The sequence below is a fragment of the Streptomyces sp. NPDC060205 genome, assembly GCF_042728395.1.
In the GTDB taxonomy this organism is placed as follows: Bacteria; Actinomycetota; Actinomycetes; order Streptomycetales; family Streptomycetaceae; genus Streptomyces.
Genome location: NZ_JBHWZP010000011.1, coordinates 17,846 through 32,983, shown reverse-complemented (window position 1 = coordinate 32,983; position 15,138 = coordinate 17,846). Strand labels below are relative to the sequence as shown.

Here is a 15,138-nt window from a genome sequence, read left to right as displayed (position 1 = left end):
GCCGCACCTCTCACAGCTGCGGCCGGCTCGGGTCGTGGCCCAGGGTCATCAGCCGATGGCGGCGCCGGGTCTCCTCGGCCTCGGACGCCTGCCCCGACCCGCCCTGCGGGCCGGTCTCGGCGGTGACGGTGTCCACGACCTCGTACATCACGTCGAGATCGTCCTCGGTGAGATCGATGCGCCGCTTCTGCAGGATGGCCAGCACGTGCTCGCCGGTCGGCGCACCCGCGTGCTCGGGCGGGACCACGGACTCCTCGGACGCCTCGTTCACCTGCAGCCAGGCGGCCAGTTCCTGTGAGGTCATGTTCACCACGCGGTGGAACTCGGCCCACAGCGCGTCGAGTTCGAGGGCGTCGGCCATCGGGTGTCCCTTTCGTTTGGAAGCTTCTCGTTCGTCGGCTTCTGGCTCGCCGGCTTCTGGTTCGTAGGCTCTTCGTGTGTTGCCTGCCTGCCTGCCCGGCAGGTGGGATTTCACGCGAGCACGTCGTCCACGAAACGGGTCACATCGGCCAGGACCGTGTCCTTGACCGTCTCGTTGAACACCTCGTGCTGTGCGCCCGGGTACACCCGCTCGTCCCACTCGGTGCCGCGCAGCTCCTCGACACCGGCCCGGCTGGCGGCCAGGGGCACGATCCGGTCGTCGTCCCCGTGCAGCCACAGCAGCGGGAGCGCCCCCACGTCACCGCTCTTGGAGATGGTGTCCAGGGTGCGGACGAACGCCTCCAGCGTGGGGCGCTTGAACGGTCCGTGCCACACGAGAGGATCCGCCGCGTACGCCCGTCCGACCGCCGGATCGCGCGAGAGCGCCGTCGGGTCGATCGGGACCTCGGGCAGCGGATCGAGCGCGAGCAGCTGATGGAGCGGCCCCCAGCTCCCGATCACCGGCCCCGACAGGACGAGCGCGGCCAGCCCGTCCCCGTACCGCTGCGCGTACCGCGCCGCGATCAGGCCGCCCATCGAGTGGCCGATCAGCACGAGAGGCACACCCGGGTACGCGTCCCTGGCCAGCAGCTCCACCGCGTGGACGTCGCTCACCACGTCCTCGAAGTCCTCGATCAGCACGCGCTCGCCGCCGGACCTCCCGTGCCCCAGGTGGTCGGGGCCGAACACCGCCGCGCCATGCCGGTGCAGCACGTCGGCGACGTACTCGTAACGGCCGATGTGCTCGCCGTACCCATGGACCAGCACAGCCACGTACCGCGGCCGTTCCCGGGGCCACGCGCGTGCCGTGATGCTGCTCCGGGTGCCCGTGAGGATGTGCTCGCGGGAGTCGGCCATGGGTCCTCCATCGGCGTCGGCGAAGGTTCGAGGGCGATCTTCGCAAAGGGTGAGGAGACGGTCCAGGGCGCCTGGCCGGTGGCGGTGGCGGGGGACACCTGGCAGGGGACGCCTGGCAGTGGACGCCTGTCGGGGGTCACCTGTCGAGACGCCCCTGACAGCGCCGGATAGGTGGGCATAACATCGGTCCCCGCATGAACACGATGACGCTCTGGAACATCACTCCCTGGGAGTTCGCCGCCCTCGCCGCCGCGGCTCTGCTCGTCGGCTTCTCCAAGACCGCCGTGAGCGGGGCCAACACCGTCAGCCTCGCGATCTTCGCGGCGGTCCTGCCGGCCAGGGCGTCCACGGGGGTGCTGCTGCCCATCCTGATCGCCGGGGACGTGCTCGCCGTACTCACCTACCGGCGGCACGCCCACTGGCCGACCCTGTGGAAGCTGTTCCCGGCGGTCGCCGCGGGCGTGGTCGTCGGCACGGTGTTCCTGGTGTGGGCCGACGACGCGATGGTACGTACGTCGATCGGCGCGATCCTGCTGTTCATGGCCGGGGTCACCGTGTGGCGCCGCCGGAAGGCCGAGAGCGCGGACGCGGCCGAGGAGCCCGACTCGGTGGCCACGCGGGCCGGCCGGATCAAGGCCCGCTCCTACGGGGTGATGGGCGGCTTCACCACGATGGTCGCCAACGCGGGCGGCCCCGTGATGTCGATGTACCTCCTCTCCGCGGGCTTCCGCAAACTCGGCTTCCTCGGCACCTCCGCCTTCTTCTTCCTGATCGTCAACGTCTCCAAGGTCCCCTTCAGCGTCGGCCTCGGCCTGATCGACGGCCACTCCCTGCTCCTGGACGCGGCCCTCGTGGCCTTCGTCCTCCCGGGCGCCCTGATCGGCAAGTGGGCGGTGGACCGCATCAACCAACGCCTCTTCGAACGCCTGGTGATCGCGGCAACGATCCTGGGCGGCCTGCAGCTGCTGCTGCGCTGAGGAGCGCCGTGCGGTGGCGCCTGATCGGCCGCTCGTCGACTGCCGGCCGGTGGGGGCGGGCCGCGCAGTTCCCCGCGCCCCTTCAGGGCGAAAAACTGGGGCGCAGCCCCGTTCTTCAGGGGCGCGGGGAACTGCGCGACCAGCCACATCGGACCCGCAGAAAACCGACAATCCTCCCAGTGGAACGTCTACGCTGAGCCCATGTCCGAGGCATCCGCGCACCAGGACCCACCGCCGTCCGAGGCCCAGGAGGGCCAGGAGGGGCCGGCCTCCGGCCACTACCTCCCGATCGCCGACCACGGCCTCATCGGCGACCTCCGCAGCGTCGCCCTGGTAGGCGTCAACGGCACCATCGACTGGTACTGCTGCCCCTCCTTCGACGCCCCCAGCGTCTTCGCCGCGATCCTCGACGCGGACAAGGGCGGCTCCTTCGAACTGGCCGCGGCCGTCCCCGCCAGGACCAAGCAGTTCTACTTCCCGGACACGAACGTCCTGCTCACCCGCTTCTTCACGGAGGACGGCGTCGGCGAGATCCAGGACTTCATGCCGGTCGAGGGCGACGGAGACGGGGACAGCGACGGCGGCGGGACGGAGGCGGACCGGCACCGGCTGATCCGCCGCGTGCTGTGCGTCCGCGGCTCGGTCCCCTTCCACGCGCGCGTGGCACCCCGCTTCGACTACGCGGCGCAGCCGCACACCGCCCGCCTCCACGACGACATGGTGGTCTTCGAGTCCAAGAACCTGTCGCTCGCCCTGACCTCCACCGAACCGCTCGCCTGCGACGGACTCGACGCGACGGCGGACTTCAAACTCCACGAGGGCGAGTCGGCGGTGTTCGCCCTCGACCAGGTCAGCGGCGACATACAGCCCCGCTGCTGCCCGCGCGCCGAGGCCGAGGAACTGTTCGGCGCCACCGTGGCGTTCTGGCGGAACTGGCTGACCGCCTCCCAGTACCGCGGCCGGTGGCGCGAGATGGTGCACCGCTCCGCGCTGACCCTCAAACTGCTCACCTACGCGCCCACCGGCGCGATCGTGGCCGCCGCGACGACCAGCCTCCCCGAGCAGATCGGCGGCGAACGGAACTGGGACTACCGGTACGTGTGGGTCCGCGACGCCGCCTTCTGCGTGTACGCGCTCCTGCGCCTGGGGTTCACCAGCGAGGCCAAGTCGTTCATGGCGTTCACGGCCCGGCACATCAGCCCCGGCGACGGCCGCCCCGCGGGCCCGCTGCAGATCATGTACGGCATCGACGGGCGCACCGACCTGCACGAGGAGGAGCTCGGCCACCTGGAGGGATACCAGGGCTCCGCCCCCGTCCGGATCGGCAACGCGGCGGCCGACCAGCTCCAGCTCGACATCTACGGCGCCCTCATCGACTCGGTCTACCTCTACGACAAGTGGGCCCAGCCGATCTCCAGCGACCAGTGGGACGACATCTGCGCGCTCGTCGAGTGGGTCTGCGACCACTGGGACCAGCCCGACGAAGGCGTCTGGGAGACCCGCGGCGGCCGTAAGAACTTCCTCTACTCCCGGCTCATGTGCTGGGTGGCGATCGAGCGGGCGATCAGGCTGGCCAACCGGCGGGGCCTGCCCGCGGACCTGCCGCGCTGGCGCGGCGCCCGCGACACGATCTACCGGCGGATCATGGACCGCTGCTGGTCACCGGCGCGCAAGGCCTTCGTCCAGCACGAGGACGACGACGTCCTGGACGCCGCCGTACTGATGATGCCGCTGGCCAAGTTCATCTCGCCGACCGACCCGAAGTGGCTCTCCACGCTCGACGCGCTCACCGAGGACCTGGTCTCCGACTCGCTGGTCTACCGCTACGACCCGAAGGTGAGCCCCGACGGCCTGCGCGGCGAGGAGGGCACGTTCTCGATCTGCTCCTTCTGGTACGTCGAGGCGATGACCCGGGCCGGCCGGCTCGACGAGGCACGCCTGGCGTTCGAGAAGATGCTCACCTACGCCAACCACCTCGGCCTGTACGCGGAGGAGATCAGCCACACCGGCGAACAACAGGGCAACTTCCCCCAGGCCTTCACTCACCTGGCCCTGATCAGCGCGGCCTTCAACCTGGACCGCGCCCTGGGCTGAGCCCCCTAAGGGGCGCGGGGAACTACGCGGCCCGCCCCCACGCAGCCGCAGTCGAGAACCGGACCGGACCTGCCCCTCCACCCCGTATGCCCACTGCGGGCGCGTCGTGGCTGGCCGCGCAGTTCCCCGCGCCCCTTAGGGGGCCGGGGCCGTGGCGAGGGCCGCAGGACCATGCCCCACCGACGCCCCGTCCGTCAGATCCTCCACCAGCAACCGCTTCGCGATGCTGTCGACGGCGACCCGAAGCTCCGCTCCCGAGGGACGACCGAGGTCCTGCTCGACGCGGTCGGCAAGCCAGCGCCCCCACGCCTCGCCGATGACACCCGCTTCGCGTGCCCCGGCCGAGGTGTGGGAGAAGAGGTTCCCCTCATGCGTGAGGTACCCCTCGTCCACCATCCGCTGGAAGACGGGCACCAGCACCTCCGGCGGCACCCGCCGGCGCGCGGCGATCAGCGACAGGTTCGCATGCCCGACCATCCGGGTGAACATCTCGACCTGCATGACCGCCCAGGCCCCCGCGATGTCCAGCCGCGTGTCCGCCCCGACGACGATCCGGCGCAGCTCGTCGGGCCTGGTACCGCCGAGGATCTTCCCGACCGTGGCCTCCAGCCGCTGCCGGTTGTCGGCCGCCGACGGCGTCGCGAACCCCTCGCCCATGTCGGTCGACCCCATCCGTGCACTGTCGCGCAGCTGCACCTGCTTGAGGAACAGGGAGACCAGGAAACCGAGCGCCGCCACGGGCACGGTCCACAGGAAGACGGTCTGCAGCGTTTCCGCGTACGCCTTGACGAGCGGCGCGGCGGTCGCCGACGGCAGATCGTGCAGTCCCTCCGGGCTGGTCGCCGCCTTGGTGAGCGTCCCGGGGTCGGTCCCGCTCGTGCGGGCGGCCTCGGCGACCCCGTCCGCCAGGTTCGGCTTCAGCGTGTTGGCGTAGATCGTGCCGAAGACGGCGGTCCCGAAGGAGCTGCCGAGCGTACGGAAGAAGGTGACGCCGGACGTCGCGGTACCCAGGTCGGTGTACTCGACGGTGTTCTGCACGGCGATGGTGAGGACCTGCATGCACAGCCCGATCCCCGCGCCTAGCACGAACATGTACAGCGAGGAGAGCCAGGTGCTGGTGCCGCTGTTCATCAGGGAGAGCAGATAGAGCCCGACGCCCATCACCAGCGAGCCGACGATGGGGAAGACCCGGTAGTGGCCGGTCTTGCTGATCACGTTGCCGCTGAAGACCGACGCGATGAGCAGCCCGACGACCATGGGCAGCGTACGTACGCCGGAGATCGTCGCCGAGTCGCCGTCCACGTACTGCAGATACGTCGGCAGGAACGTCATCGCGCCGAGCATCGCGAAGCCCACGATGAAGCTGAGGATCGAGCAGACCGTGAAGACGGGGTTGCCGAACAGGCGCATCGGCAGCATGGGTTCGGTGGCGCGGGTCTCCACCCAGCAGAAGCCGGCGAGGGCGACGACACCGCCCGCGAAGAGGCCGATGATGGTGGGTGAGCCCCAGGCGTACTCGTTGCCGCCCCAGCTCGTCGCCAGGATCAGTGCGCTGGCGCCGATCGCGACCAGCGCGATGCCCAGGTAGTCGATGACCGGCCGGGAGGGCGATTTCACCACCGGGATCGTGCGGGCCGCGGCGACCACGACGAGGATCGCGATGGGGACGTTGACGTAGAACGCCCAGCGCCAGGTCAGATGGTCCGTGAAGAGGCCGCCGAGCAGCGGCCCGATCACGGTGGCGACGCCGAACACCGCGCCGATCGCACCCTGGTACTTGCCGCGCTCCCGCAGCGGGATGACGTCGGCGATCAGGGCCATCGCGGTGACCATCAGACCGCCCGCGCCGATGCCCTGCATGGCCCGCCAGGAGATCAGCAGGAGCATGTTCGAGGAGAGGCCGCACAGGAACGAGCCGGTGATGAAGATGATCGCCGACGCCTGGAAGACGAGCTTGCGGCCGAACAGGTCACCGAACTTGCCGACGAGCACCGTGGCGACGGTCTCCGCCAGCAGATAGCTGGTGACCACCCACGACATGTGCTCCGCGCCGCCGAGGTCCGACACGATCGTGGGCAGGGCGGTGCCCACGATCGTCTGGTCCAGTGCGGCCAGCAGCATGCCGAGCATGATCGTCACGAAGACGACGTTGCGGCGCCGCTTGTCCAGCACGGGCGGCTGCGTGGCGGGCGCTTCGGCGGCGGGCGGCCCGGCGGCGGGTCCGGCGGTGTCGATGGTCGTCACACCGGTCAGCTTCACACCGGCGGGTGGGGTGTGCATGCGGGGCGGTCCGCACGGGGGCGCGGGCCGCTGCCGCACAGCGAAACGGCGGGAGCCCGGGTCAGCCCGACGACCCGGGAGCGCCCTCGTCCCTGGACACCCTCCCCACTCCGGGAGCGCCCTCATCCCCGGAAACGCTCCCGGGGCGCCTGCGCAGCAGATACGTGTCCATGATCCAGCCCTTGCGCTCACGGGCCTCCGCACGCAGCTCGACGATGCGGGGAGCCGTTTCCGCCAGGGGACCGGAGGCGAGGATCTCGTCCGGGGTGCCCAGATAGGCGCCCCAGTAGATGTCGATGTCCTCGCCGGTGTCGGCGTACCGCTGGAACGTCTGATGGGCGTCCAGCATGACGACCACGTCGTCGACGCCCTCGGGAAGGCCCTCGGCGAGCCGCCGGCCCGTGGTGATCTGCACGGGACGCGCCACCCGGTTGAGACCGGTGCGGTGACGGGCGGCCAGGGACGAGACGCTGCTGATGCCCGGCACGACGTCGTACGCGAAGGCCACGGCACCCCGCTCCAGGACCTCCTCCAGGACACCCAGCGTGCTGTCGTACAGCGAGGGGTCGCCCCAGACGAGGAACGCCCCGGTCCCGTCCTCGCCCAGTTCCCCGGCGATCAGCCGCTCGAAGACGCCGGCGCGGGCGCTGCGCCAGTCCCCGACGGCGGGGGAGTAGCCCGCGCCCTCCGCGGTGCGGTCGCGCTCGGGATCGCGCGCCTCGACCGTCCGGTACGTGCCCTCCGGCAGATGCGCGCCGAGAATGTCACGGCGCAGCCGTACGAGGTCCGACTTCACCTCGCCCTTGTCCAGGATGAAGAACACCTCGGTGTCCCTCATCGCCTTGACCGCCTGGAGGGTCAGCTGGTCGGGATCGCCCGCGCCGATGCCGATGACATGAATCCTTCGCACGTCCCGAGTGTGCCGCACGGAGTCACGGCCCAGGGCACCCCCACCCGACGGTGAGCGGCCTACGCGTCGCCGCCGCGCAACCGCGGTGCCCACGCCGACGCGTCCACGGCGGCTTCGTCCCGCTCCACTACGGCCGCCAGCTCACGGGCCCAGGAGGCGAGTTCGGCCAACGCGAGCCCGTACGGACGGGGGCTGCCGGAGCCCGCGCCCCACTCCTCGACCGCGCCGGCCCCCCGCCGCAGCAACCGGGCCCCGCCCGTCACGTTCCCCCGGGCCGCGTGCGTGAGCCCGACCGCGAGCTGGGCGAGCCCCCGCCACAGCGCGCGCTCCTCGTCGGGCCCCGACTTCCAGGCGTCCTCGAAGACCTCGTGCGCGTGGAACGGCTTCCCCGCCGCCAGCAGCGCCTGGGCCTCGGTGACGGTGTCCTCGGGGGCACGCACCACCCCCTCGGGCTGCCGCTCCACTCCGTCCACCCCGTACGGCAGGGGCCGCCCGAGCCCGTCCCGGGGCCGGGCGTTGCGTGCCCGGCCCTCCGTGTCCCGGTCCCGCCGGTCGCCGGACGTGTCGCCGGACGTGTCGCCAGAGGTGTGGCCAGAGGTGTTACTCATGTACCGATTGTCTCCCCTCACTCCCCGTCTTCGAGGCATCCCCCTGTGTGCGGTAAGGTTCTGTTCGCGCGATCACGCGGTTCACCGCGACGAGGCGCATCGGGACGTGGCGCAGCTTGGTAGCGCACTTGACTGGGGGTCAAGGGGTCGCAGGTTCAAATCCTGTCGTCCCGACGATGCGAAGGGTCTTCGCGGACGGAAGTCCGTGGGGACCCTTTTCGTGCGGTCCGCGGGGGTCCTTTTCCTGTGCTCCTGCCCTCGAACAACTGCCCGTGGCGGCCGATTTGCTGATTTCGCGGCCACGCCCCACCCGCTTATGATCTTGCGCGTGACTGTGCAGAACATCGACAAGACGGTGTCCCGTAAGCAGCGGCTTCAAGAGAAGCAGCGTCGTCAGCTGGCGGTGGTCGACACCGTGGACAAGGCCGAGATCAAGGTCCGCAAGGCGGAGACCGAGCTGGCCGTGGCCGTCGCCGAGGCGGTGCAGGTGTTCGGTGACGAGCAGTCCGCGTCCGAGGGCCTCGACATGCCGACCGAGACGATCCGGCACTTCCTCGGCATGGCGGAGGCGGAGAGGGAAGCCGCCGACGCGGAGAAGGAAGCCGGGAAGGAAGCGAACACCCCCGACGGGGCCTGAGCCGGGCGAGGTCGGGACGGCTTCTCCGCCAAACGTCCGGACACCGGGCAGCGGACGTTCAACTCCCCGCCACCGCCCGGCTGTGGCGGGTGAGGAGCGTACGGGCTGCCGACCGGTGCCGTCCGGTCCTGTCCTACGGAGTGTCCATGACTGCGGCAGAACCTCAGAAGCCCCCGCACCCCCTGCACAGACGCGCCCTGCTGCGCGTAGCGGCAGCCCTGCCCGTGGCCGGCGCGGGTGTCGCCGCCTTCGAGGCGTCCGCGCAGGCCGCCGCCGGCTCGGCCCCCACCGGCGCCCAGACAACCGCCGCCGCGACCGCCACCGCCGCCGCCCACAGCGACCGCTTCGACCCCGAGAGCCCCCGCTTCGTGCTGGCCGTCCTGCCCGACACCCAGTACCTCTTCGACGCCGACAGCGCCGACCCCGCCCCGCTGCGGGAGGCCTTCCGCCACCTCGTCGCCGAGCGCGGGGAGGCGAACATCGCGTTCATGACGCACCTCGGGGATGTCACCGAGCACGGCACCGAGGACGAGATCGAACGCGCCGCCGACACCTTCCGGACCCTCCACGGCAAGGTGCCCTACAGCGTCCTGGCGGGCAACCACGACATCGCTTCCGGCGACGACCAGCGCGGCGACTCCGCGTACCTCGCCGCTTTCGGGCCCGCCCGCTACCAGTCCATGCCGACCTACCGCGGCGCCTCGCCCGACGGCTACAACACGTACCACGTGCTCAAGGCCGCGGACCGGTCCTGGCTGGTCCTCGCCCTCGACTGGCGGATCTCCGACAAGGGGATGGCGTGGGCGCAGGGCGTCCTCGACGCGCACCCCACGCTCCCCGCTGTGCTGACCACGCACGACATCGCCTGGGCCGACGACGACGGGAAGGCGCAGCTCTCCGACAACGGCAAGCGCCTGTGGGACGGCCTCATCCGCGCCAACGACCAGATCTTCCTCGCGCTGGGCGGCCACTACTGGCCGCCGGGCCGCACCGTCCTGCGCAACGACTCCGACAACGATGTCCACGTCCACATCACCAACTACCAGGACCGCTACTACGGCGGCGCCGGCATGATCCGTACCTACGGCTTCGATCTGGTCCGCGGGGTCGTCGACGTCGAGACCTTCTCGCCGTGGCTCCTCGCCAGGGACCCGGAGAAGCGGTCGCCGCTGGAGGCCGAGACCATCGAACTGACCGGCGACGCCGACCGGTTCAGCCTCGACATCGACTTCGACGAGCGCTTCAAGGGCTTCGCCCCCGTCGCCGTGCCGAAGCCGCGGCCCGCCTCCGCGGTCATGCCGCGCGGCACGGTCGCGTACTGGCGCTTCGACGCCGCAGGGACCCCGGCGGGCGGCACCGCGGGCAGGCCCGTCGCGGACGGAGCCGTCGTGCGCGACCTCACCGGCAACGGCAACGACCTGACCGTCAGCCGGCTCGCGTCGAGCGGGCCCGACGCGCTCACCTGGTCGGCCGACCATCACCCCGGCCAGCCCGCGCACGCCAGCCTGCGCTTCGACGGCGGCAAGAGCCCGGACCGCGGCGCGATCCTGACGACCGCCGCCCGGGCTGCCCTGAACAGCGAGAAGTTCCTGCGCGGCTACACCATCGAGACTTTCATCAGGCTGCCCGAACCCTTCGAGGGCGACCACTCCTGGATGGGCATCCTCAGCTGGGAGGGCCGCAACGGCGACGCGGGCAAGACCACGGGCTGGTCCCCGCTGGAACCGACCTGCAGCCTCAACCTGTCACCCGAGCGGTTCCTGCAGTTCGTGGTCTATCCGCAGCGCCAGGACGCCGACCCCACCTCGTGGAGCCACGCGGTGCCGGTGGGCCGCTGGATGCACATCGCCCTCGTCAACGACGGCCGCCGCACGGTGATGTACGTGGACGGCTCGAAGATCGCCCGCAACCCCTCGCAGCCGTCCACCGGCATCGCCACGCTCGGCAAGCCCTTCGTGCTCGGAGCCACCCAGTTCGACGAGAGCTTCGGGCAGGGCTTCTACGGCTGGATGGGCGACACGCGCATCGTGAACAGGGCGCTGTCCGTGGGGGAGTTCCTGACTCCCTACGCGTAGCCGCCCAACCAGCCCTTCGGCGCTACGAGTTGAACGCCTTCGCCGTCAGGAGCGGCTTGTGCGAGACGAGTGCCCGGGCCGGCCACGACAGCGTGACCGTCCGGGACTCGCCGGGCAGCAGCCACAGATAGTTGTCGCTGTAGAGGGTCGGCAGGACGCGATCACCCGTCTTCTCGTCCAGCAGCGACAGCCGGACCATGGCGGCGACGGCCGACCCCTGATTGCGTACGGTGGCGGTCAGTTCGTGCCGGGCCCCGGACCGGGACACCCGGGTGACCTTGGAGGACACCTTGGCGCGTGGCATCCGGGTCAGGGCCCGCATGGCGGCCGGGGTGCGGTAGCGCCAGTAGGTGTTCCGCGACAGCTCACGGCCGTCGCCGTCCTCCAACGTCAGCCGCAGCAGGTGCAGTTCGGGCAGGCCGTCGTCCCAGCCGACGGTGAACGCCTTCCCGGTCGCGGCCGGTGCCACGTCCAGCCGGGCGCTCCTGCCCTTGCCGAGCTGCTTGCCCGACAGATCGAGCAGCCGCGCCGAGACGACGGCCCCCCGCAGGTCCTTGCGCGTGTGGTTGACCGCGATGACCTGCCCCTTCGGGTCGGCCTGGACATGCAGCGGCTCACAGGCCGAACGCGCCCCGAAGTACGTGCCGTTGACGTCGAAGTCGTAGTCGTACGTCTGCCAGACGGTGCTGTGCCACGCCGGATGCGACATCCACAGCATCAGGCCGCTGGCGTTGTCCCACAGGTTCGCGTTCCACGCCTCGAACATGGCGCGGGTGTTCTCGTAGTTGACGAACTGGGCCTTGGCGGCGAAGTCGTCCAGGTCCGTGACCGTCCCGAGCCGGGCCTCGACCGCGGCCTTGTAGTTCTGCGGCGCCTGATTCCCGCGCTCGCTCCAGTCGTGGTAGTACCAGGCGCCGCGTATCGGCCACTCGGGCTCGTCGCCCGTCAGGTTCCGCATGCTGGCGGCGGTGGAGACGACGGGCATGCCGATCTCCGTGTGGAAACCGAAGTCCTTGCTGCCGTACGTGGCCGGGTCGAAGTACGTGTCCGGTTCGACCCAGCCGTAGGGGCCGCCGCCGGTGATGATTCCGCCGGCCGAGTTGTTCTGGTAGAGCAGACCGGGAGCCTGCTCCTCGACGGCGGCACGCATGCCCTTGTCGATGGCGGCGGGCGGATTGCCCTCGTTGGCCCCGCACCAGACGACCACGCTCGGGTGGATCCGGTAGCGCAGCACGGTGTCCCGCGCGATCGAGTTGAAGGCCTCGTGGTCCGGCGGGTCCATCGCCCAGGCGTTCGGGAAGTCGTTCCACACCAGGATGCCGTGCTCGTCGCAGGCGGCGAAGAACTCCTCCCGGTCGCAGGTCCCGACCCAGTTGCGGATCATCGTGAAGTTCATGTCGCGGTGCATCCGCACCGCCGCGTCCATCCGCTCCGGCGGCATCCGGCGCAGCAGTTCGTCCCAGCCCCAGTTGCCGCCCCGGGCCAGCACCCGGACGCCGTTCACGCTGATCTTCAGCGGGTCGGGGGTGTTGGACACGGACTTCACATCGGTCCAGGTGTCCCCGTCGTCGGAGACCTGGATGACGTACGTCTTCGGGTAGGCGGGCTCCCACACGATCGCCACCCGGTCGAACCGCTTCGCGGAGCCGAGGTCGACCTGGATCCACTGCTGGTCCTCGTACGCCGACGACCAGCGCGTTCCCGGGTCGCCGTCGGTGGCGTTCGCGGCCGGGTGGTCGGACTCCTCGGTGGACGCGGTCGCCTTGTGCCGCAGGGCGAGGTCGGTGCCCGGCTCGGCGCTGTCGATGACGCCGAGTGACCACAGGGAGTTGCCCCAGCTCGTGTTGCGCACCCCGCAGGCGATCCGGACATGGCGGGCGGTGCGCGGCGCGAAGTCCTCGACCTGGAGGCTGGCGTTGCCGTTGTTGAAGGGCAGGGGGATCGCTCCGTTGTCCACCGCCGTGACATCGGTCCAGGTGTCGTCGTCGGAGGAGACCTGCACGACGAAGGTCTTCGCGTACGCCTGCTCCCAGGTCAGGTCGACCCGGTCGAACGACTGCTGCGACCCCAGGTCGACCCGGATCCACTGATCGTCCTCGTAGGCCGACGACCAGCGGGTGCCGGGATCGCCGTCGGTGGCGTTGGCCGGACCGCGGTCGCCGCCGTCCTCGCTGGATGCCTCGGCCGGTGCGTGCAGCGCGAGATCGGCCGCGCCCCGTTCACTGTCGAACACGGACAGCGCCCACAGCGAACTGCCCCAACTGGTCGCGCGCGTAAGGCACTTCACGCGTACGTATCTGGCCTCCTGCCGGTCGAAGGGCACGGACTGGGTGTACGCGTCGCCGGTGGACGTGAACGGCAGCGGCACCTCGAACTCGTAACCGAACCGGCGGATGCCGAAGCGGGTGGTGCGGCGGTCGCTCTCGGTGCCGTCGACCGACGCGGTGAGGGTGAGGCCGTGCAGGGTGGCGTCCCCGAGTCCGTTCGGCCACCACAGCTTGGGGTCGCGTACCCGCAGCCGGCCGTAGGCGTCCGGGGTGAACGTGACCTCGACGCTCCTGCCCGCCGGGACGGTGACGACCTTGCTGACCCGTACGTCGTCGAAGGACGCGGAGACCGTCGTACGGTGGTCGGCGGTGTCGGCGTTGCGCACCGGGACCACGATGGTCAGTTCGGCCACCGACACGTCGGGCAGCTTCGGCAGGGCGGTGTCGACCCGGGGGTCGCCGATCACGACCTGGCCGGTGGATCTCAGCCGGACGTGGTTCCAGATGCCCGCGGCCCGGTCGCGTACCGCGGGCATCCAGTCCCAGCCCGAAGCGGCCAGGTAGGTCGGCGAGTTGAGGTTCATCTGGTTCGCGCCCGCGTCCACCCAGGCCTCACCCGCGGGGCCCTTGTCGCCTGGGCTGCCGGGCACCGGCATCGGCGTGATCCGCACCGCGAGCCCGTTGGCCCCGCCGCCCGGCGCGAGCAGCCCGGTCACGTCGTGGGCCGAGCGGGCGAAGGGGTACGTCAGATCGCCCACGCGGTGGCCGTTGAACCAGATGTCGGCCAGGTGGTTGACGCCGTCGAACTCCAGCCAGATCCGGCGGCCGGGCCCGGTGCGCAGGCCGCGCGGCAGCTCGAAGTCCCGCTTGTACCACCACGCGTGCCGGGACAGGGCCTCCGGGATGTGCAGGTTGTTGAGCCCGGCCACCGGGTCGGGCAGCTTGCCCTGGTCGACGAGCGAGGCCAGGACCGTGCCGGGCACGGTGGCGGGCAGCCAGCGGCTGGTGTCGGCGGACGTCTTCGACAGCTCCTTGCCGTCGCCGCCCTTCCCGCCGCCGTCCCCGCCCTTCCCGCTGTCGCTGTCACCGTCCGCCCAGTCGTCGAGGGTGAGCCGCCAGCCCGACTCCAGCGGCACCGTGCCGTCGTCGGCCACGGTCAGCTTCGGCGCGGGACCGTTGAGGGTTCCCCAGTCCGTCCAGCCGGTGGCCGACGGCCGGTGACCCTTGGCGCTGCCGTGCACCTCGAAGCCGTTCAGACCCAGGGGAAGAGGGCTGGAGCGCCTGCGCGAGGTCATCCGCACCCAGCGCGCCGACACCGGGCGGGGGAGCTGGATGTCCACCACACCGCCGGTGCCCGCCGTCGTGCGGTACACGCTGGTCCAGGACGTGTGATCGGTCGACGTCTCGACGACGAAGTCGACCGCGTAGCTCGACTGGATCTCCTTGCCCGTGGTGCCACTGGCCGGATTTCCCGTGGTGGGCGGTGTGAACACCGGGTCGCTCGCGTCACCCTCGAAGGTGAGCCGGATCCAGGTGACCTCGCACCGGGCCTGCAGATCGACCGAGATCCACTGCGGGTCGCCCGCCCCGGCCCGCCATCCGCTGCCCCGGACGCCCGGCGAGGTGAGCCGGTCCACCACGAAGGAGCCCGGCGTGGCCGCGTAGGCCGTGGAGGAGACGGTGACCGGGCGGTGCAGGGCGAGTTCGGCGGGCGGGGCGGACCCGGCCGACCCCTCGCCACCCGCGGCGGCGGCAGCCGGCAGGGGAGCCAGGGCGCCCAGGCCGAACCCGGCCAGCAGGGTGGAACCCGTGGCGACGACGGATCGCCGCGAGAGCTGACGCGGCGAACTCGACTGATCTGTCATGAGCGTGATGTCCCATCGGAAGACAGCGGCGCGGGCCGGACCCGAACACGGCGCGCGGGAGGCACTGACAACGTTGCCAAAGGCTGGGACCCGCGGAGTTTCCTGTCAACCCCTGCGACAGACCCCGTCTCTCTTTCTATTAAATTA

10 protein-coding genes and 1 tRNA gene are annotated in these 15,138 nt (G+C 70.8%); 5 read left to right on the top strand and 6 right to left on the bottom strand.

Features of this window, described 5'->3' with window-relative positions:
* Nucleotides 1–10: 10 nt before the first annotated feature.
* Nucleotides 11–361, bottom strand: coding sequence for a DUF3140 domain-containing protein (locus tag ACFWGJ_RS03515; RefSeq protein ID WP_387320662.1), 351 nt, complete (start codon nt 359–361; stop codon nt 11–13).
* 110 nt (nt 362–471) lie between these two features.
* A complete protein-coding gene (locus tag ACFWGJ_RS03510) occupies nt 472–1,278 on the bottom strand; it encodes an alpha/beta hydrolase (RefSeq protein ID WP_387320660.1) in 807 nt (268 codons plus the stop codon).
* A gap of 194 nt (nt 1,279–1,472) precedes the next feature.
* Here ACFWGJ_RS03510 and ACFWGJ_RS03505 point away from each other — a divergent pair, with 194 nt between their 5' ends.
* Together ACFWGJ_RS03505 and ACFWGJ_RS03500 are read left to right on the top strand one after the other, a co-directional pair.
* Entirely contained in the window at nt 1,473–2,255 is a 783-nt protein-coding gene (locus ACFWGJ_RS03505) for a sulfite exporter TauE/SafE family protein (RefSeq protein WP_387320659.1), read from the top strand.
* Nucleotides 2,256–2,456: 201 nt separating this feature from the next.
* Nucleotides 2,457–4,349: a glycoside hydrolase family 15 protein gene (locus tag ACFWGJ_RS03500; RefSeq protein WP_387320657.1), complete on the top strand. Its 1,893-nt coding sequence runs from the start codon at nt 2,457–2,459 to the stop codon at nt 4,347–4,349.
* Nucleotides 4,350–4,484: 135 nt separating this feature from the next.
* On the opposite strand, the gene ACFWGJ_RS03495 is transcribed toward ACFWGJ_RS03500, so the two are convergent.
* The 3 genes from ACFWGJ_RS03495 to ACFWGJ_RS03485 all read right to left on the bottom strand — a co-directional run bounded on the left by ACFWGJ_RS03495 (nt 4,485) and on the right by ACFWGJ_RS03485 (nt 8,147).
* Nucleotides 4,485–6,629 (bottom strand): MDR family MFS transporter, encoded by a 2,145-nt coding sequence (locus ACFWGJ_RS03495; RefSeq protein WP_387320655.1) that lies wholly within the window; start codon nt 6,627–6,629, stop codon nt 4,485–4,487.
* Between the two features lie 61 nt (nt 6,630–6,690).
* Nucleotides 6,691–7,539 carry a precorrin-6A synthase (deacetylating) gene (gene cobF / locus ACFWGJ_RS03490; RefSeq protein ID WP_387320653.1) on the bottom strand — a complete coding sequence of 283 codons (849 nt, stop codon included), beginning with the start codon at nt 7,537–7,539 and terminating at the stop codon, nt 6,691–6,693.
* A 59-nt stretch (nt 7,540–7,598) separates the two neighbouring features.
* Nucleotides 7,599–8,147, bottom strand: a complete 549-nt coding sequence (locus ACFWGJ_RS03485) for a DUF309 domain-containing protein (RefSeq protein ID WP_387320651.1) — start codon at nt 8,145–8,147, stop codon at nt 7,599–7,601.
* A 100-nt stretch (nt 8,148–8,247) separates the two neighbouring features.
* Here ACFWGJ_RS03485 and ACFWGJ_RS03480 point away from each other — a divergent pair.
* The 3 genes from ACFWGJ_RS03480 (at nt 8,248) to ACFWGJ_RS03470 (ending at nt 10,859) form a co-directional block, all read left to right on the top strand.
* Nucleotides 8,248–8,321, top strand: a tRNA-Pro gene (locus ACFWGJ_RS03480).
* A gap of 154 nt (nt 8,322–8,475) precedes the next feature.
* On the top strand, nt 8,476–8,784 hold the full coding sequence (locus ACFWGJ_RS03475; protein ID WP_387320649.1) for a hypothetical protein: 309 nt from the start codon (nt 8,476–8,478) through the stop codon (nt 8,782–8,784).
* Nucleotides 8,785–8,930: 146 nt separating this feature from the next.
* Entirely contained in the window at nt 8,931–10,859 is a 1,929-nt protein-coding gene (locus ACFWGJ_RS03470; RefSeq protein WP_387320647.1) for a LamG-like jellyroll fold domain-containing protein, read from the top strand.
* Nucleotides 10,860–10,881: 22 nt separating this feature from the next.
* On the opposite strand, the gene ACFWGJ_RS03465 is transcribed toward ACFWGJ_RS03470, so the two are convergent.
* Nucleotides 10,882–14,991, bottom strand: coding sequence for a discoidin domain-containing protein (locus ACFWGJ_RS03465; RefSeq protein ID WP_387320645.1), 4,110 nt, complete (start codon nt 14,989–14,991; stop codon nt 10,882–10,884).
* Nucleotides 14,992–15,138: the final 147 nt, after the last annotated feature.